This window comes from Streptomyces sp. NPDC059092 (genome assembly GCF_042756365.1).
Taxonomy (GTDB): domain Bacteria; phylum Actinomycetota; class Actinomycetes; order Streptomycetales; family Streptomycetaceae; genus Streptomyces.
Genome location: NZ_JBHZEJ010000015.1, coordinates 90836 through 116361, shown reverse-complemented (window position 1 = coordinate 116361; position 25526 = coordinate 90836). Strand labels below are relative to the sequence as shown.

At 70.3% G+C, this 25526-nt stretch carries 17 protein-coding genes and 1 riboswitch; of the genes, 12 read left to right on the top strand and 5 right to left on the bottom strand.

Translation table 11 applies throughout. The features are described 5' to 3' along the window. The 3 genes from ACFXPL_RS12305 to ACFXPL_RS12295 form a co-directional block, all read right to left on the bottom strand. Nucleotides 1–2412 carry a DUF5682 family protein gene (locus tag ACFXPL_RS12305; protein ID WP_384916657.1) on the bottom strand — a complete coding sequence of 804 codons (2412 nt, stop codon included), beginning with the start codon at nt 2410–2412 and terminating at the stop codon, nt 1–3. Then, a complete protein-coding gene (locus ACFXPL_RS12300; protein WP_384916654.1) occupies nt 2409–3533 on the bottom strand; it encodes an AAA family ATPase in 1125 nt (374 codons plus the stop codon). Before ACFXPL_RS12300 ends, ACFXPL_RS12305 begins: the two co-directional genes overlap by 4 nt. Nucleotides 3534–3765: 232 nt before the next feature. Beyond that, entirely contained in the window at nt 3766–4233 is a 468-nt protein-coding gene (locus tag ACFXPL_RS12295) for an MmpS family transport accessory protein (RefSeq protein ID WP_384916651.1), read from the bottom strand. Nucleotides 4234–4365: 132 nt separating this feature from the next. On the opposite strand from ACFXPL_RS12295, the gene ACFXPL_RS12290 reads away from it, so the two are divergent. Continuing rightward, nucleotides 4366–5721 (top strand): SWIM zinc finger family protein, encoded by a 1356-nt coding sequence (locus tag ACFXPL_RS12290; protein WP_384916648.1) that lies wholly within the window; start codon nt 4366–4368, stop codon nt 5719–5721. 189 nt (nt 5722–5910) lie between these two features. Then, on the top strand, nt 5911–7674 hold the full coding sequence (locus tag ACFXPL_RS12285; RefSeq protein ID WP_384916644.1) for a DUF5691 domain-containing protein: 1764 nt from the start codon (nt 5911–5913) through the stop codon (nt 7672–7674). A 20-nt stretch (nt 7675–7694) separates the two neighbouring features. Here the strand turns inward: ACFXPL_RS12285 and ACFXPL_RS12280 are convergent, their stop codons facing one another. Continuing rightward, nucleotides 7695–8108, bottom strand: a complete 414-nt coding sequence (locus ACFXPL_RS12280) for a cobalamin B12-binding domain-containing protein (protein WP_384916640.1) — start codon at nt 8106–8108, stop codon at nt 7695–7697. 319 nt (nt 8109–8427) lie between these two features. Here ACFXPL_RS12280 and ACFXPL_RS12275 point away from each other — a divergent pair, with 319 nt between their 5' ends. Continuing rightward, complete coding sequence (locus ACFXPL_RS12275; RefSeq protein WP_384916637.1) at nt 8428–9342, top strand: esterase/lipase family protein; 915 nt, start codon at nt 8428–8430, stop codon at nt 9340–9342. Between the two features lie 243 nt (nt 9343–9585). Then, nucleotides 9586–11409, top strand: a complete 1824-nt coding sequence (locus ACFXPL_RS12270) for a peptidoglycan DD-metalloendopeptidase family protein (RefSeq protein WP_384916634.1) — start codon at nt 9586–9588, stop codon at nt 11407–11409. Nucleotides 11410–11493: 84 nt separating this feature from the next. Here ACFXPL_RS12270 and pcrA read toward each other — a convergent pair whose 3' ends face one another. Continuing rightward, nucleotides 11494–14022 (bottom strand): DNA helicase PcrA, encoded by a 2529-nt coding sequence (gene pcrA, locus ACFXPL_RS12265; RefSeq protein ID WP_384916631.1) that lies wholly within the window; start codon nt 14020–14022, stop codon nt 11494–11496. 280 nt (nt 14023–14302) lie between these two features. Continuing rightward, a riboswitch (cyclic di-AMP (ydaO/yuaA leader) is annotated at nt 14303–14477 on the top strand. On the opposite strand from pcrA, the gene ACFXPL_RS12260 reads away from it, so the two are divergent. The 8 genes from ACFXPL_RS12260 to ACFXPL_RS12225 all read left to right on the top strand — a co-directional run bounded on the left by ACFXPL_RS12260 (nt 14476) and on the right by ACFXPL_RS12225 (nt 25444). After that, nucleotides 14476–15759, top strand: a complete 1284-nt coding sequence (locus tag ACFXPL_RS12260) for a C40 family peptidase (protein ID WP_384916628.1) — start codon at nt 14476–14478, stop codon at nt 15757–15759. Its footprint overlaps the riboswitch before it by 2 nt. A 329-nt stretch (nt 15760–16088) precedes the next feature. After that, nucleotides 16089–16760 (top strand): TnsA-like heteromeric transposase endonuclease subunit, encoded by a 672-nt coding sequence (locus ACFXPL_RS12255; RefSeq protein ID WP_384189449.1) that lies wholly within the window; start codon nt 16089–16091, stop codon nt 16758–16760. Further along, nucleotides 16757–18823, top strand: coding sequence for a Mu transposase C-terminal domain-containing protein (locus ACFXPL_RS12250; RefSeq protein WP_384916624.1), 2067 nt, complete (start codon nt 16757–16759; stop codon nt 18821–18823). Before ACFXPL_RS12255 ends, ACFXPL_RS12250 begins: the two co-directional genes overlap by 4 nt. Beyond that, complete coding sequence (locus ACFXPL_RS12245; RefSeq protein WP_384916622.1) at nt 18820–19908, top strand: AAA family ATPase; 1089 nt, start codon at nt 18820–18822, stop codon at nt 19906–19908. Before ACFXPL_RS12250 ends, ACFXPL_RS12245 begins: the two co-directional genes overlap by 4 nt. Next, on the top strand, nt 19905–22853 hold the full coding sequence (locus ACFXPL_RS12240) for a TniQ family protein (protein ID WP_384916619.1): 2949 nt from the start codon (nt 19905–19907) through the stop codon (nt 22851–22853). The genes ACFXPL_RS12245 and ACFXPL_RS12240 overlap by 4 nt, the downstream gene beginning before the upstream one ends. A gap of 216 nt (nt 22854–23069) precedes the next feature. After that, entirely contained in the window at nt 23070–23879 is an 810-nt protein-coding gene (locus ACFXPL_RS12235) for an ABC transporter ATP-binding protein (RefSeq protein ID WP_384916616.1), read from the top strand. Further along, nucleotides 23876–24637 carry an ABC transporter permease gene (locus ACFXPL_RS12230; protein WP_384916613.1) on the top strand — a complete coding sequence of 254 codons (762 nt, stop codon included), beginning with the start codon at nt 23876–23878 and terminating at the stop codon, nt 24635–24637. Before ACFXPL_RS12235 ends, ACFXPL_RS12230 begins: the two co-directional genes overlap by 4 nt. Nucleotides 24638–24652: 15 nt before the next feature. Continuing rightward, a complete protein-coding gene (locus ACFXPL_RS12225; protein WP_384916610.1) occupies nt 24653–25444 on the top strand; it encodes a MerR family transcriptional regulator in 792 nt (263 codons plus the stop codon). The last annotated feature ends 82 nt before the right edge of the window (nt 25445–25526 follow it).

Sequence of the window (25526 nt, the reverse complement as noted above, 5' to 3'; positions counted from 1 at the left end):
TCATGTTCCGGCCCCCACCAGGTCGTTGTCATCGCGGTCGGCGCCGAGCAGCAGCCGGAGCACCGGCAGTACGGCGTCGGCGCGTGCCGGGTCGAGACCGGGCCCGAAGCCCGGCACGGTGGCCTCGGCCGTCGCCGGCCCCTGGGCGGCCGGCCCGCGCCGGACCAGCTCGCCCAGGGTGCGGCGGACGCCCGGTTCGTACGCCGAGAAGGTGCGGCGCAGCAGCGGCAGCACATCGGTGAACGCGTCGGGCGCCACGCCGGTCAGCCAGGCGTCGACCAGGCCGAGGAGGCGTTCGTCATGGATCAGCAGCATCCCCCCGCCGGATCCCGCCCCCCGCGGCCTTCCGGGCGCGCCGCCGACGAAGCCCTCGACCCAGGCGGCGGCGTCGGCGGGCGGCGTGCCCGGTGACAGGGCGAGCCCCATCAGCCGCGCGGCCTCGTCCTCCGCGAACCGTCCGTCGTCCAGCAGCAGCCGGGCGGCCCGCCCCCGGATCCCGCCGGGCACGCTCTCCCGCCCGGCGAGCCTGACCAGCACGGCTTCCCAGCGCCCTGCGAGGTCCCGGCCCTCGTGGTCCGCTGCGGGACGCCCGGCCGCCAGGAGCCCGATCGCCGTATGGACGCTGTCGAGATGACCGCGCATCTCGGCGGCGCCGTCCGCGTCGAGCGCGGCGCACGCGGGCGGCAGGCCGACGCAGATCCGCTCGGCGAGGCCGGCCGCGACCTCGCCGAGCGCGCCGGTGTCGGTGGACCGTACGTCGCCGTACCGCAGCGAGCGGGCCAGTGCGGGCAGGGCCTCCGCCAGCCGGCCGATGTCGGCGTCGAGCGCGGCACGGTCCGCGAGGGCGCGCATCACCACGGGCAGGGCATCGGGCAGCGCGGCCCGCAGGCAGCGCTCGGCGAGGGCCGTGATGTCGCTGAGCGCGGTCGCCGCCAGGGCGCGCGCCCCGGCCCTGGCGGTGGCCGCGGCGAGCACCGTCGTGCCCCAGACACCGGCCTCCGCGACCCGTACGTACAGCTCGGGCTCCCAGCTCAGCCGCCAGCTCTCGCGGAACGTGCCCGTGCTCCCCCGTCCGGCGACCGCCCGGCCCCAGCCGATGTCCAGCAGCCGGAGCCGGTGCAGCAGGGTGCTCTTCGCCGCGTCGGTCTCCTTGCGGAGGTCGAGGTCCAGTTCGCGTTCCGACGCCTCCGGCTTGAGCCGCAGGGAGCGCTGGAGCCGGGTCAGGTCGCGCTGGAGCGGTACGGCGGGCGCCGTGTCGGGGACCTCGCCGAGCGTGTCGCCGACGATCAGCCGGTCCTGGATGAGGGCGAGCGGCACCTCGGACCCCTCGCACATCACCGCTCGCACGGCGTCGACGGTCTCCGTGAGCCCGGCCAGCGGCCGGCCGCGCATCACGGCGAGGGTCTGCGCCAGCCGTACCGCCTCGATGACATGGGCGGAGGAGACGACGCGGTCCTCCTCCCGCAGCAGCCCGGCGACCTTGGTGAGCCAGCGCTCGACGGGCCGGTCGGGCGCGCTGAAGAGGTGCCCGTACCAGCCGGGCGAGTCGATGCCCGCGCCGTAGCCGCTGTGCCGGGCGAGCCTGCGGTGGGTCCAGGGCACCCAGGTGATGTCGGTCTTGACCTTGGGCAGCCCCTTGAGGAGCGCGCGGTCGGCGGCGAGCGTGGTCCTCGCGCGCAGCGCCGGTACGTGCCAGGCGCCGCAGACGACAGCGACCGCTCCGTCCCCGAACTCCTTGCGGGCGGCGCGGAGCTGGACGCGCATATGGGCCTCGCGGACGAGATCCCGCCGGTGCCCGCCGGAGCCGTACTCCTCGCGCAGCTCGCCCATGGCCTCGGCGACCGCCTCGAACGGCGCGAAGGGGTCGTCCGTCCGTCCGGGGGCCCGGTGCTCGACCACGTCCTCCCACCAGCGCTCGGGGTCGTCGTACCCGGCGGTCCTGGCGAGTACGGCGAGCGGATCGATCCGCACCCCGCCGGACTCGGCGTCCTCGGAGTCACCGCCGGAGCCACCGCCTTCGGCCTCGTCCGCCCCCGCTCCGGTTTCGGCGTCCGGGTCCGTGGTGAAGGCCAGCGAGTGGGCCGCCGGCAGGTCGATGAACCGCACCGGCACTCCGTGCGCCAGCGCCCAGCGGATCGCCACCCACTCGGGGGAGAACTCCGCCAGCGGCCAGAACGCGGCGCGCCCCGGGTCGTCCACGACGTGGGCGAGGAGCGCCACGGGTGGCCGCATCGCCTCGTCGGCGGCGAGCGGCAGCAACACGTCGCCCTCGGGCGGGCCTTCGATGAGTACGACGCCGGGCGCCGCAGCGTCGAGAGCGCTCCGTACCGCCCGCGCGGACCCGGGCCCGTGGTGCCGGACCCCGAGCAGCAGCGGCCCCGCCGCGCGCGGCGTGGTCGTGGTCGTGGTCACGCGCTCACCTCGCGGCAGGCGCGGTAGAAGTCCTTCCAGCCGTCGCGCTCGCGGACGACCGTCTCCACGTACTCCTGCCAGATCACCCGGTCCGCCGCGGGATCGCGGACGACCGCGCCGAGGATCCCGGCCGCCACGTCGCCCGGCCGCAGTACCCCGTCGCCGAAGTGCGCGGCGAGCGCGAGCCCGTTGGTGACGACGGAGATCGCCTCGGCCGTGGAGAGCGTCCCGGAGGGGGACTTGAGCTTCGTACGGCCGTCGGTCGTGACGCCGTCGCGCAGTTCGCGGAAGACCGTGACGACGCGGCGGATCTCGTGGATGCCCTCGGGGCCGTCCGGCAGATCGAGCGAGCGGCCCATCTCCCCGACGCGCCGGGAGACGATGTCGACCTCGGCCTCCGGGGTGGCGGGCAGCGGCAGGACGACCGTGTTGAAGCGGCGGCGCAGGGCGCTGGAGAGGTCGTTGACCCCTCGGTCGCGGTCGTTGGCCGTGGCGATCAGGTTGAAGCCGCGGACCGCCTGGACCTCCTCTCCCAGCTCGGGGATCGGGAGGGTCTTCTCGGACAGGATCGTGATGAGCGAGTCCTGTACGTCGGCGGGGATACGGGTCAGCTCCTCGACCCGCGCGGTCATGCCGTCGGACATGGCCCGCATCACGGGGCTGGGCACCAGCGCGTCGCGGCTCGGGCCGTTGGCGAGGAGCCGCGCGTAGTTCCAGCCGTAGCGGATCGCCTCTTCGGGGGTGCCGGCCGTGCCCTGCACCAACAGGGTCGAGTCGCCGCTGACGGCCGCCGCCAGGTGCTCGGAGACCCAGGTCTTGGCGGTGCCGGGCACACCGAGGAGGAGGAGGGCGCGGTCGGTGGCGAGCGTGGTGACCGCGACCTCGACGATCCGGCGCGGTCCCACGTACTTCGGCGTGATCACCGTCCCGTCGGGCAGTGCGCCGCCGAGGAGATACGTGGCCACGGCCCAGGGCGAGAGCCGCCAGCGGGCGGGCCGCTGCCGGTCGTCGGCCGCGGCCAGCGCCGCCAGTTCGTGGGCGAACGCGTCCTCCGCGTGCGGGCGCAGGGCCTGGTCGCCGGTGGCCCCGGCCGCGGTCGCGGTGGTTTCGGGCATGGTCATGAATCCCCCTCAGATCGGTCGACCTGTTGTGGATCCCACGGTGCACCACGCCACTGACAATCGACCGTCTCCGCAGGCCGGAGCCGGTCGACCGGCCTCCGCGCTGAGTTGGCCGACGGCGGCGGAAGTTGCCGGGCGCCCGACGGGAGCGGTCCGGCGGCGTGCGACCAAGCGGCGTGCGACCGGGCGACGGGGCGGTCCGGCGACGGGGCGGTCCAGCAGCGGGCGGGAGTTACCCCGCGATCGGGGAGACCGCGACGCAGCCGCCGGCCGCGGCCCTGCCCGCGTCCGTCTCCTCCTTGATGACCTCACCCTTGTAAATGATCTTGCAGGTGACCTCCGCGTCGGCGCCCAGCGCGACCGGCATGACGGCGGGCGGCATGATGCCGCGGAGCGTCACGGTCTTCTTCCAGGGCAGCCTGGGCTTCTCGACCGTCTCGATCTTCGGCTCCAATGCCTCGCCACCGCCACCGTGGAAGTCGATCGTGTCGATGTTCTTGCCCGTGACCTCGTAGGTGACCTCGTAACTCTCGTTGACGACCTTGTCGACCTCGTCGGACACGGTCTTGTCGACCCGCTCGGTGGCCTCGGAACAGGCGCCGAGGCCCAGCGCGAGGCCGGCGACGGCGAGGGTCGTGACAGCGGCGCGGGCGGCACGACTGGTGCGGGTGACACGTGTGGTGCGGACGGTGCGGTTCATCGGTGATTCCCCCCGGGACGTGGCGTAGAAACTGCACGAGCATAGCAAAGGCAACGCAAATTCAAGTGCGGGAAGAATCGACGAACCCGCAGGTCAGAGCGATTGTCAGTGGGGCCGCCTAACGTCGTGGACATGAATCAGACGGGGGTGCGCTGGACGTCGGAACAGGTGCTGGCTCTGGCTCCTGACGACGCGTCACGCAGAGCGGGCGACAAGCTCGGCACGGCCGGGCCGTGGTCGGAGACGGGCTGCGACGCCGCGGGCGCCGTGTGGGGGGTGTGCAGGGGCAGCGGCAGCAAGCCGTACCGGACGGTGGTGGACACGACGGGCCCGGCCAGCGACTGCTCGTGCCCGAGCCGGAAGTTCCCGTGCAAACACGCACTGGGCCTGCTGCTGCTCTGGGCGACCGACGGAGCGACCGTGGCGGAGAGCGCGCAGGCGCCCGGCGGCTGGGCCGGGGAATGGCTCGACACGCGCAGGAAACGGCCGGCGGAGAAGGCGGCGAACGGGGCGACGAGCACGGCGTCGAAGACCGTCGACCCGGTGGCCGCCCGGCGCAGGGCGGAGCGGCGGGCCGCGCGGATCACCTCGGGCGCCACGGAGTTGGAGCAGCGGCTGACGGATCTGGTGCGCGGCGGTCTCGCGGCGGCCGAGCGGTCGGGGTACGGACTGTGGGAGGAGACGGCCGCGCGGATGGTCGACGCGCAGGCACCGGGGCTGGCGGGCCGGGTGCGGGAGTTGGGGGCGATACCTGGCTCGGGTCCCGGCTGGCCGGTGCGGTTGCTGGAGGAGTCCGCGCTCCTGCATCTGCTGAACACGGCGTGGCTCGGGCTCGACCGGCTGCCCGAACCACTGGCGACGACGGTCCGTACGCGCGTCGGCCTCCCCTCGCCCGCCGGAGGCCCGTCGGTCCGGGACCACTGGCTGGTCCTCGCGCAGTACGACACCTCGGACGGCAAACTCGTCACGCGCAGGATCCGGTTGTACGGCAGGGACTCGGGGCGTTCGGCACTGCTGCTCTCCTTCGGAGCGGCCGGCCGCGCGCCGGAGCTGGCGCTGCCCGTTGGTGTGACGATCGACGCCGAGATCGTTCCGCACCCTGGCGCCGGACAGCTACGGGCGGACTGGGGCGAGCGGTTCGGCGCCCCGGCCCCGGTCGAGGGACCGCCGCCGGGCGGCTCCGTGGCGGCTGCGATCGAGGTGTACGGCGCCGCGCTGCGCGCCGATCCCTGGCTGGACGCGTGCCCGGTGACGCTGCGCGACGTCATCCCCGTCCCCGGGATGGGCGGCGGCTGGCAACTGGCCGACGCCGACGGAGGATCCGCGTTGCCGGTCGCACCCGTCGCCCTCGGGCACCCCGGGCTGTGGAAGCTGGCCGCGCTGTCCGGTGGCGGCCCGGTCACGGTCTTCGGCGAGTGCGGCCACCGCGGCTTCCGGCCGCTCACGGCCTGGTCGGCGGAGATACCGGGGACGGTCCCGCTCACCTGACCCCGCCCACGCTCCCGGAGCCCTGATACGACGTACGGACGGAGTATCCCGATGACCCACACGCCCGGCGCACCCCGGCCGCCCCACTCGCCCCGCACGCACGACACGGTCGGCGAGACCCGCGCGACCGCACGGGCCCTCACGACGACAACAACGACAGCGACAACCGCGACGGATGCGACAGCCCCTATGACCACCGCCCGGGCCGCGGCGCCGTGGGAGTCCTCCTGGGAGGGGCTCGTCACCTCGGCGCTGCTCGGGACCGACCGCCGCACGCCGCCCGTGGAGGTCCTGGCCCCCGGCAAGGAAGCCCCGGTCGCCCTCCTGGACGCCGCCGCGCTGCACACCGTACGGCGAAGGGCGGGGCTGCTCCCCGCGCCCGCCGCGGAACCTCCGGCCCTCGCGCCCCCTGACGGCCGCACGAGGCTGCCCGAGGCGGCGGAGCGGCGGCTCGGACAGCTCCTGGCCGACCGGGCGGCACCCACGGGCGGCAGTGGGGGCCGTCGCGGTACGGCGCCCGATCTCACGGAGCTGCTGCCGCAGTGGCTCGCCGCGGCCAACAGGCACGGCTATGCCGCACCCGCCCCGGCGCTGCCGGCGTTGCTGGACGCGGCCCGCGCGCGGACCGATCTGCGGCCGCCGGCCCTGGCATTCGCCGGGCCGCGCGGGCTCTGGCTCGCCCGGCTCAACCCGGAGTGGAAGTTCGCGCTGCGCGGAGGCTCAGGCGGCGCCGTACTGCCCGCCGCGGAGGACGCGGAGGCGATGCGGCGGCTCTGGGAGGAGGGCCTGTTCGCCGAGCGGATCGCGCTGTTCACCGCCGTACGGACCAGGAACGCGGAGACGGCGCGCACGCTGCTCGCCTCGACCTGGCCGACCGAGCGCGCCGAGGACCGGCTCATGTTCCTCGACTCCCTGCGCGACGGGTTGTCCGCGGCGGACGAGCCCTTCCTGGAACGGGCGTTGTCGGACCGCAGCCGCAATGTGCGCTCCACCGCGGCCGAGCTGCTCTCGGCGCTGCCGGGTTCCGCGCTCGCGGGCCGGATGGCGGCCCGTGCGGCCACCTGCGTCAGCATGGACCGTACGGGCGGCGGACAGGTCATCGCGGTCGAGGCGCCCCACGAATGCGACGCGGACATGCAGCACGACGGAGTGGTTCCCGTGCCGCCCGGCGGCCGGGGCGAACGGTCCTGGTGGCTGGGCCAGTTGGTGGAGGCGGCCCCGCTGACGGGGTGGCCGGCCAGACTCGGCGGACGGACCCCCGAGGAGATCGTCGCCCTGCCCGTCCTCGACGGCTGGGCGGACGAACTGCACGCCGCGTGGTGCCGGGCGGCCGTACGGCAGGCGGACGCGCGCTGGTCGGCCGCGCTGCTGGGGGCGCCCACCGCCCCGCCCGACGCGGGCCCCGGCACGACATCGCTCGCCGAGCGCGCCAAACTGCTCGCCACGCTGCCGGAGGCCGAACGGGCCGACTGGGTGGCCGCGTTCGTCTCCGCGCACGGCCTGCCGGAAGCGTTCCAGTTGCTCGGAGGGTGCGCGGTGCCCTGGTCGGGCGCGCTCGGCCGGGCGGTCGTGGACGCGCTCGACATCGCCAGGGACGCGGGCAGCTACCCCTGGAGCTTCAGCGGCGTCATGGGCCTCGCGGAACGCTGCCTGGACCCGGCGGAGGTGAACAGGCTGGAACTGCTCACGGCCACTCCCGACGAACCGGAAGGCGCGTCACCGGGCGCGGGCGGCTACTGGTCGGAGGCGTTCCAGCGCCTGGTGTCCACCCTGCGCCTGCGGGCCCTGATGCTCGCCGAGCTGAAACCGGTGCAAGGACAGGACCAGGGCCGGATCCTGCGGGCCCGGGGGCAGGACCAGCAGACCCAGCGGGTCCAAGGGCCGGCCCCCGGGCAGGCCCCGGGACCGGCAACGGGAGCGATACGGGAGCGGATACGCGGCCGGGAAGCGTAGAGCAGGAGGCGTAGAGCCCGTCACGCGCCCGCGGGCTGGCGGACGTTGGCCCTGACCCAGGTGACGATCGACGTCGTCGTCGCCCCCGGGGTGAAGATCTCCGCGACGCCCTTCTCCTTCAGCGGGGCGATGTCCGCGTCCGGGATGATGCCGCCGCCGAAGACCTTGATGTCCGCCGCGTCCCGCTCCTCCAGCAGTTCGATCACCTTCGCGAAGAGCGTGTTGTGGGCGCCGGAGAGGATGGACAGGCCGATCGCGTCGGCGTCCTCCTGAATCGCGGTGTCCACGATCTGCTCGGGCGTCTGGTGGAGCCCCGTGTAGATGACCTCCATCCCCGCGTCACGCAGGGCGCGCGCGATCACCTTGGCCCCTCGGTCGTGCCCGTCGAGCCCCGGCTTGGCGACCACCACGCGGATCGGACCTGTCACACCCATCACTGCCTCCACTTACCGACTGCGCCGTCATTGGCACGGGTCCCCGCGCCCGCCAAGGCTCGGAGTAGTGAACGAACGTTATCCACAGCATCCCGCAACCAGCCGTTTCGCGGAGGCCGCAGAGGGGGAAATCACACATGGGACATGTTCGCTTTGCGCCGTTCCGTCACCACCCGGCCCACCTGCCGGGCAGGAACGGGCGCAAGGGGAGCCGCGGACGGAGCCGTCACGACCCGACGGCTCCCGGCATGTCTCCGTGGCACCCCATGAGGGCATACGGGGGCGGAGCCGCCTCCCGTATGTCGTTCGGAGGTCGGCCATGAAGGTCATGCCGTTCGCGCCGTTCTCATCCCTCCTGACGCCCTTCCTCCGCCAACTGGACCGCGTACGCCCGGCGGGGCCGGCCGTCGCTCCGCTGCGCCTCGCCGCACCCCTGCGCGCGGGCGCGCTCGATCTGGCGATCTTCACCGGGCACCTCCTCCTCTATCCGGCCGGAATCGTCCAGGAGCGCCGCGCCGCTCCCCTGCCGCCCGAGGCGTCCCGGCTGCCCACCGAGGGCCGCGCCCACCCGCCGGTCGTCCTGTTGCACGGCTTCGTGGACAACCGCTCCGTCTTCGTCCTGCTGCGCCGCTCCCTGGCCCGGCACGGCTGGCACCATCTGGTCTCGCTCAACTACTCGCCGCTGACCTGCGACATCCGTACAGCCGCCGAGCTGCTGGGCCACCACATCGAGGAGATCTGCGCCCGCACCGGCCATCGGCGGGTCGATGTCGTCGGACACAGTCTGGGCGGCCTGATCGCGCGGTATTACGTACAGCGCATGGGCGGTGACGCCCGGATACGTACGCTGGTCACGCTGGGCACACCCCATGAGGGCACGACGGCCGTCCCCCTCGCCGACGCGCACCCCGTCGTACGGCAGATGCGCCCCGGATCGCCGGTCGTCGAAGAGCTGCGGCAGCCCGCACCCGGGTGCCGGACGCGGTTCGTGAGCTTCTGGAGCGATGCCGACCCCCTGATGGCGCCGGTCACCACGGCCAGAATCGAACATCCGGACCTTCTCGTGGAGAACGTGCTGGTGAGTGGTGTCGGCCACCTCGCCCTGCCGATTCATCCGGGGGTCGCCTCCGGGATCCGGCACGCGCTCGACGGATCCGCCCCTGTGGGCGGTTCCGGTGAAGATTCCGTGCCTCATCCCACGGCAGAGGGGCCCGGATCCACTTCCGTCGCCTGATCCGGAGGGCCCCGACCCAGCCTCACACTCGAACGCATTTCGAACGTATGGCCAAGCCTGTGCCCGCAGTTCGCCGAAACACGGCCGAATGCCCGTTTCCGCAAAGCACGAAACTCGCGGAAGATTGTCGCCGTCGCATACCGCCGGGTACAGTCGCGGCCACTGCTTTCCCTCTGGGTCCCTTTCCACACAGGACCGGATTTCCCAGAGCCTGGTTCTGCTGCCGAGGCGAGAGAGAAGTTGGTGAACGACCAGCACGCCCACGCCGGGTACACCGCTTACGACGGTTACCAGAACGGCAGCTTCGAGACAGATCCCCTCTTCGGCTCCCTGCCGGACGGTCCGGGTGGCACGGGTGGGTACGGCGACGTTTCCGCCTCCACCGGCCAGTACGCGACCGTGCAGGCCGACCACGCGGCGGGCGGCCACCTCCAGGTCGGACACCCGCAAGCCGGGCACTCCGGCCAGTACGACAACACCCAGTGGGACACCGGCGCCCACCACCAGGCCACGGGCTACGACGCGTACGGCACGCAGGCGTACGACACCAGCGGCCAGTGGCCGACCGTTTCCCCCGACGCCCCCACCGGCAGCGGCTATCCGCAGGACGCCACAGGTGAGTGGGGTTCCGGCGCCTGGCACCAGGTCGTCCAGCCGAACGGCCCTGGCGATACGGGTCAGTTCGACAGCACACAGTTCAACGGCGCTCAGTTCAACGATTCCCAGTACGGCGGCTACGACACGCCCGGGACGACAGCGACGGCCCACGCAACCTTCGATCCCGTACAACTCGCCGCCCTCGAAACCGCGCAGTTCGAAGCGGCGCAGTTCGAAGCGGCTCCGCTCGCCTACGAGGCGACCGCTCAGTGGACCACGCCGACGTTCGACACCGGCTCGTACGACGCGACCGCCTGGAACGGGCCGGGTACGGCGCACGAGGACACGTCGTTCGCGTACGGCGCCCCGGGTCCCGAGCCTGAACGGGCCTACGGCGCGGAGCCCGGCTACGAACCGGAGCCGGGCTACGACACGGAATCGGGCTACACCGCGGAGCCGGAGCCGACGCCGGCGTACGAGGCCGAGCACGGCTACGAGACCGTGGCCACCGACACCGACGCGGTGAAGACCGGCCCCGGAGCCGATGCGGAACACCGCACGGGAGCCGATGACTTCGCCCCGGACTCCAAGGGCCTCGCGGAACCGGCCGCTCCGGATGACGATCCCCACGCGCTGCACATGGCGGCCACCATGGCCACACCCGCCGTGACCGTCGCCCCGGTCGGCCCCCGGCGGTCGGGCGGCGCCGGCAACGGCAGCCGCGGCCGGCGCCGTACCCCCGCCAAGCGCTCGGCCCTCCTCACCGTCGCCGTGCCCTCCGCCTGCGTCATGGGCGTCGCGGGCATCGCCGCCGCCTCCGTCGGCGGACTCGCCGGCGAGGACACCAAGGACGACTCCACCACCACGGCCTCCGCCGAGGACACAGCCTCCGCCAAGCCCGTCGCCGCGGCGGCCAACAACAAGCTGGACACCCAGCTCGCCGCGCTCAGCGCCGACGCCCGCGACTTCGGCGACCGCGCCAGCCGCACACAGGAGCGCATCGACCTCCAGGAACGCAAGGCCGAGGAGCGGAAGCGGGCCGCGGAAGAGGCGGCCCGCAAGGAAGCGGCCCGCCCCAAGTTCGCCCTGCCCGTCTCGCAGCACGGACTCAGCGCGTACTACGGCCAGGCCGGCGTCAACTGGATGTCCATGCACACCGGGATCGACTTCCCCGTGTCGTACGGCACGCCCGTCCTGGCCGCGAGCGACGGCACCGTACGCACGCAGTACAACAGCGCCTACGGCAACATGGCCATCGTGACCTCCGCGGACGGCACGGAGACGTGGTACTGCCACCTCAGCAGCACGAAGATCCGCTCCGGTTCGGTCAAGGCCGGTGATGTGATCGCGTACTCGGGCAACTCCGGCAACTCCACCGGTCCGCACCTGCACTTCGAGGTACGGCCCGGCGGCGGCTCGGCGATCGACCCGCTGGCCTGGCTCCGCAGCCACGGCCTCGATCCGACGTAACGGAGCGGCGAGGGGCGAGCGGCGCGACGGCCGGAACCGTCGGCGCCGCGCCCCAACCCCCGCCGACCGGACCGGCTGCGGCGCTTACAGCTTCTCGACCGGCGCGTACCGCAGCAGCAGCCGCTTGGGCTTGGTGTCCCCGAAGTCGACCGTCACCTGCGCGTCCGCACCCGCGCCCGTCACCTCCATGACCGTGCCGAGGCCGAACTGGTCGTGTGTGACCCGGTCGCCCACCGCCAGCGCGATCACCGGCTTGTCGCTCGCGCGCCGCGTGGCGAAGCCCGAGGGCCCGCCCCCCGGCCGCGACCGCGACGCGGAGGAGGAGAGCGACGACGTGATCCCGGACGTCGGCCCCGCCGGGATCTGCGCGCCGGTCCGCTTCCACTCCATGTGGTGTCCCGGGATCTCCTCCAGGAACCGCGACGCCGGATTGTACGAGGGCTGCCCCCAGGCGCTGCGCATCGACGACCGTGTCAGGTAGAGCCGTTCACGGGCGCGCGTGATGCCGACGTACGCGAGGCGGCGCTCCTCCTCCAGCTCCTTCGTCTGCCCGAGGGCGCGCATGTGCGGGAAGACACCGTCCTCCATGCCCGACAGGAACACCACAGGGAATTCGAGGCCCTTGGCCGTGTGCAGCGTCATCAGAGTGATGACACCGGAGCCGTCCTCGTCCTCGTCGGGGATCTGGTCGGAGTCGGCGACGAGCGCGACCTTCTCCAGGAACTCGGCGAGGGTCGGCGTAGCGGCCGGGGCGGCGGCAGCGTCCGTACCGTCCCCGTCGCCCTCTTCCTCCGCGCCTCCGCCGTCGCCGGTGGCCGCGGCGGCCTGACTGCGCTCCTGCTCGAACTCCAGGGCCACCGAGGCCAGTTCCTGCAAGTTCTCGATCCGCGTCTCGTCCTGCGGGTCGGTCGACGACTGAAGCTCCGCCAGATAACCGGTCCGTTCCAGCACGGCCTCCAGGACCGTGGCCGGCCCGGCGCCCGACTCGACGACCGTACGCAGCTCCTCCATCAGCGTGTTGAAGCGCTTGACGGCGTTGGCGGAGCGGGCCGCCATGCCGTACGCCTCGTCCACGCGCCGCAGCGCCTGCGGGAAGGTGATCTTCTCCCGGAGCGCGAGGGCGTCGATCATGGCTTCCGCGCGGTCCCCGATGCCGCGCTTGGGCACATTGAGGATCCGGCGCAGCGGTACGTTGTCCTCCGGATTGGCGAGGACCCGCAGATAGGCCAGGATGTCGCGGACCTCCTTGCGTTCGTAGAAGCGCACTCCGCCGACGACCTTGTACGGCAGGCCGACCCGGATGAAGATCTCCTCGAAGACGCGGGACTGCGCGTTCGTCCGGTAGAAGACGGCGACGTCGCCCGCTTTGGCCTCGCCCGCGTCCGTGAGCCGGTCGATCTCGTCGGCGACGAACTGCGCCTCGTCGTGCTCCGTGTCCGCGACGTAGCCGGTGATCTGGGCGCCCGCGCCGGCCTTGGTCCACAGGTTCTTCGGACGGCGGCTCTCGTTGCGCTCGATGACCGCGTTGGCGGCGCTGAGGATCGTCTGGGTGGAGCGGTAGTTCTGCTCCAGCAGGATCGTCGTCGCGTTCGGGTAGTCCTCCTCGAACTGGAGGATGTTACGGATCGTGGCGCCGCGGAAGGCGTAGATCGACTGGTCGGCGTCGCCGACGACGCACAGCTCGGCCGGGTCCTCGCCCTCGCCCGAGGGGCCCACCAGTTCGCGTACGAGGGTGTACTGGGCGTGGTTCGTGTCCTGGTACTCGTCCACCAGGACGTGCCGGAAGCGGCGCCGGTAGTGCTCGGCGACGTCGGGGAACGCCTGGAGAAGGTGGACGGTGGTCATGATGATGTCGTCGAAGTCCAGGGCATTGGCCTCGCGCAGCCGTGCCTGGTACATCCGGTACGCCTCGGCGAGGGTCTTCTCGAAGCCGTCGACGGCCTGCCCCGCGAAGGTCTCCTCGTCGATCAGCTCGTTCTTCAGGTTGGAGATCTTGGCGCTGAAGGACTTGGGCGGATAGCGCTTGGGGTCAAGATCCAGATCACGGCAGACGAGAGCCATCAGCCGCTTCGAGTCGGCGGCGTCGTAGATCGAGAACGACGAGGTGAACCCGAGCCGCTTCGACTCGCGCCGCAGGATCCGCACGCAGGCGCTGTGGAAGGTCAGCACCCACATCGCCTGGGCGCGCGGGCCGACGAGCTGAGCGACGCGCTCCTTCATCTCGCCCGCGGCCTTGTTGGTGAAGGTGATCGCCAGTATCTCGCCGGGGTGGACGCTGCGGGTGCCGAGCAGATGCGCGATCCGGTGGGTCAGCACCCGGGTCTTGCCGGATCCGGCCCCGGCGACGATGAGCAGCGGCGATCCCGTGTGCACGACGGCCGCGCCCTGCTCCTCGTTCAGCCCTTCGAGGAGCGCGGCGGGGTCGATGACCGTACGGGGCGCGCCGTCGCGGTGGTACGGATCCCGGGCCGGGGGCACGTCGTACGCCCCCTGGAACAGGTCGTCGGGCACCTGTTCCGGGGCGTGCTCGTCCTGCTCCTCGGGCGGCGGGGGGTGCTCGTCACCGGAGGGCTGGAGGTCGGCCAGGAAGCTGTCGTCAAAGAGGCTGCTCATCGCTTAACGAGTCTAGGCCGCCGCACTGACAGTCGGCGCCCGACCGGGAAAGCCGGCCGGGGAAGTCGGCCCGGTGAGCGGCGCCGGTAAACCGGAGGGTCCCGGCTCACATACGGAGCGTAACGCTATACCCCGCATTGAGGCTCGTTGCACTCCCTACGAGCAAATGGTCACAGAAATGTATCGGGCATATCGGCCATCCACCTTCACATCAGCGCCACATTTTGGCTAGCGTGCTCGATCAGGCAGCCCGTACCCTTGATGGCGATCCGCGCCGAGCGGGCGGCCCACGCCGAATCCGGGCTTTCCGTAAGGAAGTTCGGAACCGGGGACCCACTCTGCACGACCGGGGTGAATCGGGCCGTACGTTCGCCGTACACGCAAGGCCCGTAGGGCAGCCTTCCGTTCCGCCCGAACCCGACAGCTAACCCGGTAGGCGGTCCACGGAAGGAGATGCCGAACTTGGCGTCGCATCGCAAGTCGCGCAGCCGTAGCGGAGTACGCCCCGACTCCCCCGCGGTCGGAGTGACGACGGCCGCCATCGCCTCGGTCACGCTGCTGTCGACGCAAAGCGCGGACGCCGCGCCCGCGGAAGCCAAACCGTCGGTCGAAGAGGTGCAGAAGAAGGTCGACGCCCTGTACCGCCAGGCCGGTGGAGAGACGCGGACGTCCAGCAAGGCGAAGGAGACGACGGCCAAGCAGAAGCGCACGGTCGACCGGGTCATCGAGGGCGTCGCCAAGAGCGCGGACAAGCTGAACGAGGCCCGCCGTACGCTCGGTTCCTACGCGGCCGCGCAGTCCGGGGAAGGCACGGGCACCCCCGCGGCCGCCCCCGCCATGCCTGCCATGCCTGCCACCGCCCCTGCGGTGCCTGCCGCCGCTCCCGCCGCCGTGCTGTTCGCGGACGGCCCGCAGACGTACGCCGAACAGGCGGGGACGACGGAGCAGCCGGCCGACCGTCAGCAGAGCCCCGTCGCCGACTACCCGGCGGCCGGGGCGGACCCGCGTATTCCGGAGTCGCCGGACGAGTCCCAGGAGTCCTTGCGAACCAGCAAGGAGCAGATCCAGAAGAAGCTCGCCGCGGCCCGCTCGCTGCTGGCGCGACTCACCGCGGAGGAGCAGGCGCGGCTGGCCGCGCTGGAACGCAAGCAGGAAGAGGCGGCCCGCCGCGCCGCGGAGGCCAAGGCCAAGGCGGAGGCCCGCGACAAGGCGGAGGCCGAAGCCGAGGCGGAGCGCCGCCGTGAGGCGGGGCCGTCCCAGCCCCAGGTCCCGTCGGCCGAGGTGGGCACGGGCACGGACGCGGCCACGATCGCACGTGCGAACGCGGGAACGAGCGGCGGCACCGGTCTGGATGCCGTGACCGTCGGTGACACCGCCGGCACCTACGCGGCCAAGGCGGCGAAGGTGCTCGCCTTCGCCGGCGCCCAGATCGGCAAGCCGTACGTCTGGGGTGCCTCGGGTCCGAGTTCGTACGACTGCTCGGGCCTGACCCAGGCGGCGTGGAAGGCGGCCGGCGTCGAGCTGCCGCGCACCACCGGCGCCCAGGTGAACACCGGCACGCGCGTCACCACCGACGACCTGCTCCCCGGCGACCTGGTCTTCTTCTACGACGACATCAGCCACGCCGGGATCTACATCGGCGACGGCATGATGATCCACGCGCCCAAGCCGGGCGCGAACGTACGCGAGGAATCGATCTACTACATGCCGATCTACGGCAGCGTACGCCCGGCCTGATCCGCAGTCCGGTCCTGTAGGACCGCTTTAGATCTGTCGGATTCTCAGCGATCTGTCGTCAACTTGTCGTCTGCGACAGATCGCCGAGAATCGCTCCGTAGAGTGATTCTCAGCTACTCACAGCATTCTTGCAGTCCTCGGGCGCATGGTACGGCGCCGTGTGTGGGCAGTCTCGCCCGGGATCACGTTCTGTGTCCTTTCGGTTACGTAAATCGGGGGTGGCAGTGTCGTACGTCTCGGTTCGAGAGCCAACGGCTGAGGCCAGAGCTGTCGAGGTCCGTTACCGCCAGGCGGACGGGGTCTTCGCTGAGACGTCGTGGGATCTGCTGGTGAGTGACGAGGTAGCGGCCGGACTGCCGGTGCGGGAGTTCCGCTGGTACAAGGGGCGTCGGCACTACTCGGGCTGGTACCACGCGGTGACGGGCGATCGTCTGGTGGCATACGAAAGCCGTATGGAGCTCGCCCGGATCTTGCTGGCGGATTTTGCCCAGGATGTGGTCGGGATCGCCGCCCAACCGTTCCAGGTGTGCGGGGACGACGGAGTCCGCACCCGTCGGCACGTGCCGGATCTGCTGCTGACGCATGCGGACGGGCTGGTCACGGTGGTGGACGTCAAGGCTCCGTGCCGCGTGGACGTGCCGGAGGTCGTGGCCCAGTTCGGCTGGATGCGGAAGCTGTGTTCGCTGCGGGGCTGGGCCTTCGAGGTGTGGTCTGGTGCCAGCCCTGCCCTCGTGGAGAACGTCCGGTTCCTGGCCGGCTACCGGCGGCCTGAACGTGTCGCAGTGCATTTGACTGCGGAAGTACTTGAAGCCGCACGAGTACAGGCCAGCGTGGGCGGGATCGAGAGGGCGTTGGCGGTACGGCAACGGCATCCTGCGGATCTCGTCCGTCCCGTGCTTTTGCATCTGGTGTGGTCGGGTGCCCTGTCGGCGGATCTTTCGCGTCCGTTGAGTACGCAGACGCCGGTTCGCCTCGCGGGTGGGGAGGCTTTGGAGGGATGAGGGGTGCTGCCGTTGCGGTGTTTCCCGGCTCTCGGCTGGTCTTCTGCGGCGACATCGTGGAGGTGGTCGAGTTCGATCACCTCGGTGTGACGATCCGGAATACGCGGACCGCCGAGTTCTCCACCGTCTCGGTAGGGCGTCTGGCGACAGGCTCGAAGCCGGTGGACACCGGACCACTACCCAGGGCCGATGACAGTGCCGGCCTCGTGCTGGCGTCGTTGTCCCTGCAGCAGCGGGATGAAGTCAACGAGCGGGCCGGGCACATCCGTGAGGTCCTGACCGGCTACCGTTCCGGCTTTGCTGAGGGTGCCCAGCCCGGTGAACCGCGTGATGAGTTCTCCGAGGCACGGTCGCTGCCGCAGCGGATCGGGGCCAAGGCCGCCGAGCTGAAGGTGTCGGCGCGGACGGTGGAGCGGTGGGCCGCTGCCTATCAGGCGGGCGGCGAGGCCGCGTTGGTCGATACCCGGTTGCTCAAGAGGCGAGGTTCTCGCGTCGATCCGCGTTGGGACGAGGCTGTCGGCGTCGTGCTGGCGGAGTACGTCACGGCGTCGACGCCAACGCGGTCGGCGGTGCTGAACCGGGTCGAGGCTTGGCTGGAGGAGTCGTACGGCGCGGGAGTGGTGCCGTTGCCTTCGACAGCGACGGCTTACCGGCGGCTTGAGGAGTTGAGCAAGGGCACGAACGCCCTGTCGGGGAGCGCGAAAGCGAGACGCTCGATCGCTGACCGTCCCAAGGGGGTCTATGGGCGGCTGCGGGCCACCAGACCCGGTGAGTACGTGGTGCTGGACACGCAGGATCTGGACGTCTTCGCGATGGAACCGGTGACCTGCCGCTGGGTGAGGGCTCAACTGACCGTTGCTCAGGACTTGTTCAGTCGCTGCATCGTCGGTCTGCGGGTGACCGCGGTGTCCACGAAGGCGGTGGATGTCGCTGGGGTGCTGTTCGAGGCGATCGCTCCGCCGGAGGACGACAGCGGTGGCCAGGCTGCTGGGCCGTATCACGGAGTGCCGGAGCATGTGGTGTTCAGCGAGGAGGATCTGCTCCCTGGCCGGGGGCTTTGTCCGCCGGAGACGTTGGTCATCGACCACGGCCGGGCGTTCATGTCGGCCCACGTGATCAGCGTCTGCACCAGGCTGGGGATGTCGATCCAGCCGGCCCAGCCGAAGAAGCCCACCGATAAGCCGACCGTCGAGCGCTTCTTCCGTACTCTGCGCGAGGGACTGATCCAACACCTTCCTGCCTACAAGGGCCCGGACTTGCACAGCCGCGGGGAGAAGGTGGAGGACCAGGCGTTCTTCTACATCCACGAGCTGGAAGACGTGATCCGCGAGTGGATCACGGGGGTCTATCACTGTTCCCAGCACGATGGGCTCGTCATCCCGCAGTGGCCAGGCGTGCAGCTGTCGCCGCTGGAAATGCTGCAGGCCGGTCTGGCACGGGCGGGACGGCTGCGCATTCTGCCGTCGCCCGACCTCGTCTTCGACTTCTTGCAGGTCAAGCCGCGAACTATCCAGCACTACGGTGTCGAGGTCGACGGGCTGCGTTACAACGGCCCGGTCCTGGACGGCTACCGCAACGAGAAGAGCCCGTACGGCGGACTGCTCGCCGGCCGGTGGCCGATCCGTGTGCACCCCGATGACGTGCGGTTCGTCTACTTCCAGGATCCGGCCGACGACTCCTGGCACCGGCTGGAATGGGAGCACGCTCCCGCATTGAATACGGCGTTCTCCGCCGAGGCCGCAGCTCATGCCCGGCGGCTGTCGCTCCGGCGCGGGCGGCATCTCGACGTATCCGAGGCTCTTGCCGAGCTCCTCGCCCGCTGGGACCAGGGCATGGTCACCGACCGGCGCGAACGCCGCATGGCCCTGCGGTTGTCGGCCGAACGCGCTGCGGTCCCGCTGCCCCGGCTGCCCGAGGAAGAGCCCCACACGCCGGTGAGCACGGCCCGCCTGCACCTGGTTCCGGAGCCGTCCGCCGCCAGCGACCTGGATGAGGAGGACGAGATCTTCGATGCCCCGGACGGGGACGACTTCTACGCGGACGCGTTCGAGGTACTGGAATGAGCACACCAGGACTGTTCAGCCTGTCCCGCAAGGAGGGCTGGAACCAGTACGTCAACACTGCGCCGCGGCAGCGTCCCGAGACGCTCGCCCGAGCGCACCTGAACGCGCTCGGTGAGGACGCCCTGGAGGACTACAACGACCGGCGTCACGACTGGCACGCGAACTTCGGCATCATCCAGACCCCTCAGCTGGCCTCCCTCCACGAGGAACTGGACCAGATCGTGGCCAGCAACCGGCAGGACGGCGACCGCATCCGCTCGGCGGCAGTCATCGACGCCCTGCCCGGGCTGGGCAAGACCACCATCGCCAACCTCTACGGCCGCACCTACGACCGCCAGCAGCGTCGCCGCCTCGGAGCGGTCACGGCCGAGGGTAATGAGCGCGTCCCGGTCTTCCGGGTCGGGCTGACCTCGAACACCACCCTGCGCACGCTGAACCGGATGATCTGCGAGTTCTACGGGCATCCCGCCACCGACCGGAGCAGCGCCGCAGCCCTGGCCAGCCATGCCCTGGACTGCGTGCTCAGCTGCGACACCCGTCTGGGGATCATCGATGACATCCACTTCATCGACCTCGACCGCAAGGAAGGGCTCGCGGTAAGCAACCATCTGAAGTGGCTCGCCAACGAACTTCCCGTCACCTTCGTCTACGTGGGCGTCGGGCTCGCCGAACGCCGTTTCTTCGCCGACGGGTTGACCGGGAAGAACACTGTCCTCGCCCAGACCGCCCGACGCTGGACCCGGCTCGGCGTCGAACCGTTTAACCTCACCTCCGACGAGGGACGCCGGCACTGGCGGAGCCTGCTCAAGGCATCCGAGCGCCAACTCGTGCTGGCCGAACACCGTCCCGGAATGCTCGTCGACCTGGCCGGATATCTCTTCGAACGCACCAGTGGCCACATTGGGTCGTACTTCACCCTGCTGATGCGCGGTTGCTACCGGGCCATCCGTGGCAGAACCGAGGCCCTGAACCGCGACCTGCTCGACCAAGTACGTCTCGACGAAGCGTCCGAGCAGGCCCGCCAGCAACTCGCGGCCGCTCTCGCCCACGGCGCCCTGTCCTCCAAGTCCGAGGCGGCGTCGTGATCTCCGGCAGTGGTCGCGTCCTGCCGCTGCGGGTTCCCGTCGCTCCGGGCGAGGGGATCGACAGCTGGTTCGAAGCACTCGCCCGCCGCAACGGGCTCTCCCTTCGGGCACTGCTGGCCGACTTCGGCCTGCCGACCCCTTCCCTGACCTCCACTCTCTTCACGAACATCACGTCCTCCCAGCTTCGTGAGCTGGAACGCCGCTGCCAACTACCCGATCACCACCTGGACCAGGCCCTGCCGAACCCTGTCCTGCCGCTGCGGGCACGGCAGGCCCGCGGCTCGCGCTACTGCCCGGACTGTCTGGCCGAGCGCGAGGGCCGCTGGAAACTCGTCTGGTGGCTGCCCTGCGTGTTCGCCTGCACCACCCACCGCGCACTGCTGCACGACACGTGTCCCGGCTGCGGCTGCCGGCCACGCCGCCTACTCCCGGGCCGCACCCGCTCCCATCCGGCCGGGATCTGCACCACCCGCCGCGGTGACAACTCGCCCTGCGGCGCGGATCTTCGCATCGCGTCAGCAAGTCGACTCCCCGACGCCAGCCCCCTGTTATCCGCTCAGCGCTGGATCGACGAACTCCTTGCCGATGCCGGCCTATCGGCTACCGCTAGCCTGAGTGATCTGGTCCACCTGTCCCGCTGGTTCCTGCACGTCCTGCCGGAGCACGAGATCACCGGTCTGGGAACCGTCGCCGCGACAGCTTGGGCCGAGCGCCCCACCAGGGTCGCACCCGACCGGCTGGCACCGATGAACGCCCCGCTCACCGCAGTGATCACGCACCACGCCCGCCCCCTGCTGGGCCCGTGCCACGACACCGCCGTCCACCGTATTCAGCAACTCCGCACGCATCAGGGGGCGGCGACAGCTCCCCATCCCGCCAACATGACCATGGAGAACTGGAAGAAGCTCTCACCCCGCATGCGGGGCAGATTCGTCCACGCGGCTGATGCCCACCTCAGCCAGCTGGACCGAGTCCGCCTGCACTCGGGCGGTCCCGCAGCCCGCATCCCCGCCCCCGGCGATGCCCCGCACACCTCCCGCTCCCAGCACATCCCACAACTGCTCTGGCCCCACTGGACCTTGCGGTTCCTTCCACCCCAAGGGCTCCGGGTCGACCTGTTCCGTGGCACCGCCGCCGCCCTACTCTTCCTTCCGGGCTCCGGCAGCAGGGACAAGAAGGCCCTCCTCAAGCCGCTGCACGGCCACTTGGCCAACTACGTCGCACGCACACTGCAAGTGATCAGCCATAGCGGGTATGAACAGGTCTTTCCCGCCCTCTGCCGTATCGCCGACTACATCGACGAACACGGCAGCGAGATCAACTACCAACGGCGGCGGACCCTTATCCCCGCCGAGACGATCAGCGAAGCCGCGTGGCAGGAACTGTGCTTCCGCACCAACACACATCCCGGCGAAACAAGTACACCCACCGCCCCTGGCCGCCTGCTCCAGGCCAGGAGATATCTCTTCCAGCTACTCACCGGAGCCGACCTGACCGACCCCCAGCACGCCCTGGCCTGGAAGAGCCCAAACGACCGCAACCGCTACGTCGACTTCAACGTCTCGCTCTCCCTCCAACAGAGAAAAGGTCTGCTCCAGCACGCCCAGGAGCTACTCGAAGGCCTCGGGATCGACGAACCCGTGACCTGGGAGCCTCCCGAAGAGTGCTGCCACGGACTGGTCCTTCCCGGTCCCCGGCTCGACGACATCGATCTCGACGCCCTCAAACGACTGGTGATCGCCGAAGGACGCAAGCCGTCCGACGCAGCCCGCCTGCTGAACACCACCGTCACACATGTCCGGCTCGCCCTCGAAAACATCGACCATGACGAACGGCAATGGGCACGCACCACCCCCACCTCAGCCTGGAAACTGCGTGAACATGCCCGCACGGTGCTCACGCCCGCCTTCCTGGAGCGGGAGTACACCGAGAACGGCAAGACGCTCACCCGCATCGCGCGGGAAACTGGCATCTCCCGTCACATCGTCGTCGAGCAGGCGAAGGCGACGGGCCTCACCATCTACTACTCGCAGCGCCCCATCCCCATGGACGCGACCTGGCTGCGCGAGCAGTACCTGACCCGCAAGCGCTCAACAGCCGACATCGCTGCCCAACTCGGCACCGAAGACGAAACAGTGCGCCGACGGTTCCTGCAACTCGGCATCCCCCTACGCCCGCCGGGCGTTCACAGCCACACCATCATGACCGCCAAGGTCGACAAGAGCATCCCGCGCAACATCCGAGCAGCCGTCGAGGGCACACTGCACGGCTGGCTCCGCCTTCACCGCTTCCAGATCGCCATGGCGCTGCCGAACCTCGAAACCGCAGCCGACTACCTCGGCGCCTGCCGGGGCGCCCTGGTCCACCAATTCCAGCGCCTGGAACGCGATCTCGGACAAACGCTGTTCCACCGCGCCGCCTTCAACAAACCCCAACGGCCGACCAGGCACGGCAATGCCCTCCTGCGCTCCCTCGCCACCGATCAGATCCAGGCGCTGATGCACTCCGCACTCGGCCCCGGCCAGATCACCCCCGTGCCGGACGCGGCCACTCTGGCCACAGCCGAAATCCGCCTCACCAGCCGGCAAAGCCCCGGACCGCTCAGGCCTTTCGGTGACGGCATCACCGCCGGGCGAGTCCGAATCACGAGTTCCACCCTCGTCCTGCTGCGCGACCTGCTCGCCCACCAGAACGAAGAGTTCTACGGCGCCCAGATCCATGCGAGAACCGGCATCGACAACGGCACCCTCTATCCCCAGCTCAAGAGGATGGAAGGAGCGGGCTGGCTCATCAGCCGACCCGAAGCCGAAGACTCCTGGCTCGCGCGAGCCCCGGTCGGCTGCGGTCCCGGTCGCCGACGCACCTACTACACGCTCACACCCGATGGGCTCCGCGCAGCCATGCACGAAGTCCAGCACCACAAACCACGCCGCCGGACAGCCTGATGATTCTTTTGGTTCTGCAGACGAGTACGGGCAACGTTCATCGAAGGTATTTGTCCTTGGCCAATGAGCTGCCGCCATCTTGAAGCGGCAGGCCAGGAACCCGCCGGGATGCTGTGGTCGAACTGGCTTGACCTTGACGCTGGGTCAACCCTCCATCCTTCCGGCAGGAGCTTCCTCACAGCCGACTGGAGAGCTCCGCGAAGGAGGCAGATGACCATGGTGCCCCAATCAATCGCCGGTCCGGCGATTCGCGTGCAGGGTCTGGAGAAGTCGTACGGGAAGCTCGAAGTGTTGCGCGGCGTGGACTTCGACGTGGCGCGGGGCAGCATCTTCGCCCTGCTCGGCTCCAACGGGGCGGGCAAGACCACGACCGTGAGGATCCTCGCCACGCTCCTGAAGGCCGAGGCGGGGACAGCCACCGTCCATGGCTTCGACGTCGCCATGCAACCGGCGAATGTGCGGGAGTCCATCAGCCTCACCGGACAGTTCGCGGCCGTCGACGAGATCCTCAGCGGTCGGGAGAACCTCGTACTCGTCGCCAGGCTGCGCCACCTCAAGGACCCGGGCGCCATCGCGGATGACCTGCTGAAGCGTTTCTCCCTGACCGACGCCGGCACGCGGAAGGTGTCCACGTATTCGGGTGGGATGCGCCGTCGGTTGGACATCGCGATGAGCCTCATCGGGAATCCGTCGGTGATCTTCCTGGACGAGCCGACGGCCGGGCTCGATCCCGAGGCGCGCATTGAGGTGTGGGACGCGGTCAAGGAGCTCGCCGACCATGGAACGACCGTGCTGCTCACCACGCAGTATCTGGACGAGGCCGAGCAGCTGGCCGACCGGATCGCGATCCTCCACCAGGGACGGATCATCGTGAACGGCACCCTCGCCGAGCTCAAACAGCTCTTCCCGCCGGCCAAGGTCGAGTACGTCGAGAAGCAACCGACGCTGGAGGAGATCTTCCTCGCCGTCATCGGCGGCGGCGACAAGAGCGACGCCACCGGCACGACAACTGGGGGACAACGATGACCGCGTACTTCTTCAGCGACACTGCCGCCCTCACGGGGCGGACCCTGCGCCACGTCACACGCAGTATGGACACCATCATCACGACCGCCATCACACCGGTCGCCATGATGCTGATGTTCGTCTACGTGTTCGGCGGCGCCATTGATACCGGGTCAGTTTCGTACGTGAACTACATGCTGCCCGGCATCCTTCTCATGACCATCGCATCGGGCATCTCCTACACGGCATACCGGCTGTTCACCGATGTGAAGAGCGGGATCTTCGAGCGATTTCAGTCCATGCCGATCGCGCGGTCGGGTGTGCTGTGGGCCCATGTCGTCACCTCGCTGGTTGCCAACCTGATCGCGCTCGTGCTCGTCGTGGGCGTCGCTCTGCTCATGGGCTTCCGATCGGGGGCAGGAGTGTCGGCATGGCTCGCGGTCGCCGGCATCCTGCTCTTGTTCACCCTGGCGCTGACCTGGCTCGCTGTGATCCCCGGGCTCTCCGCGTCGTCGGTCGAGGGAGCGGGAGCGTTCGCCTACCCGCTCATCTTCCTCCCGTTCGTCAGCTCGGCGTTCGTGCCCACAAAGACGATGCCCGGCCCGGTGCGCTGGTTCGCCGAGAACCAGCCGGTGACGTCGATCGTCAACACGATCCGCAGCCTGTTCGCCCAGCGGCCGGTCGGCGACGACATCTGGACCGCGCTCGCGTGGTGTGTGGGCATCCTCGTCGTGGCGTACGTCTTCGCGATGGCCGCCTACCGCCGGAAGATCGCCTGAGGCAGTCTGAGACCTATGCTCACCATCAGCCAGCTTGCGGCCTACGCCGGGGTGACGGTGCGGGCGGTACGCCATTACCACAAGGTTGGGCTGCTGCCCGAGCCCGAGCGCGACCGGTCCGGGTACCGGAACTACGATGCCGCCGCGGTCGTGCGACTGATCCGGATCCGCACCCTGGCTGATGCAGGCGTGCCGCTGGCCCGGGTGCAGGAACTCCTCGCCGCCGGCCCAGAGGAGTTCGCCGGCGGCGTCCAAGAGATCGACAAGGATCTGCGCGCCGAGATCCGGCGGCTGCAGGACACCCGCAGCCGACTCGCCCGGCTCGCCGCCGGAGAACACCTGGCGCTTCCGCAGAGCGTCGTGGGCTACCTCGACCGGCTGCGCGGTCTCGGCGTCGGGGAACGGTACATCGAGCTGGAGCGGGATGCCTGGATCATGATCGCCGCGCAGGTGCCGGACCTGATCGACTCCGTGATTGCCAAGAAACACGAGGAGCTGGACGACCCCGACATGGTGAGGCTCTACAGCTTCTTCACCGGGGAGCCCGACTGGCTAGCCGGCGATCCACGGATCGTCGAGGTCGCCGACATCCTGGAGCGCCTGATGATTCGCGCCGTGGAGGCTGGCGAGGTGGGTGCCGACGGCTTCGACGATCAGTTCGTCGCCCTGATGGACTCAACCATGCTTGAGTCCGCACCGGGCGCCGAACTGGTGCTGGCGATTCTGAAGGAGCGTGGCTGGAGCGGCTGGACCCGCATCGAGCGCGTGCCTGCTAACAGGCTCAACACCGAGCCGCCGCCGCCTTGAAGGCAGGTCAGGGCCCTGGTGTGACGTCGTTCAAGATGCTCGTGCTGGCTGTCCTATCGGCTCTTGGGCCACCCCAACGGCC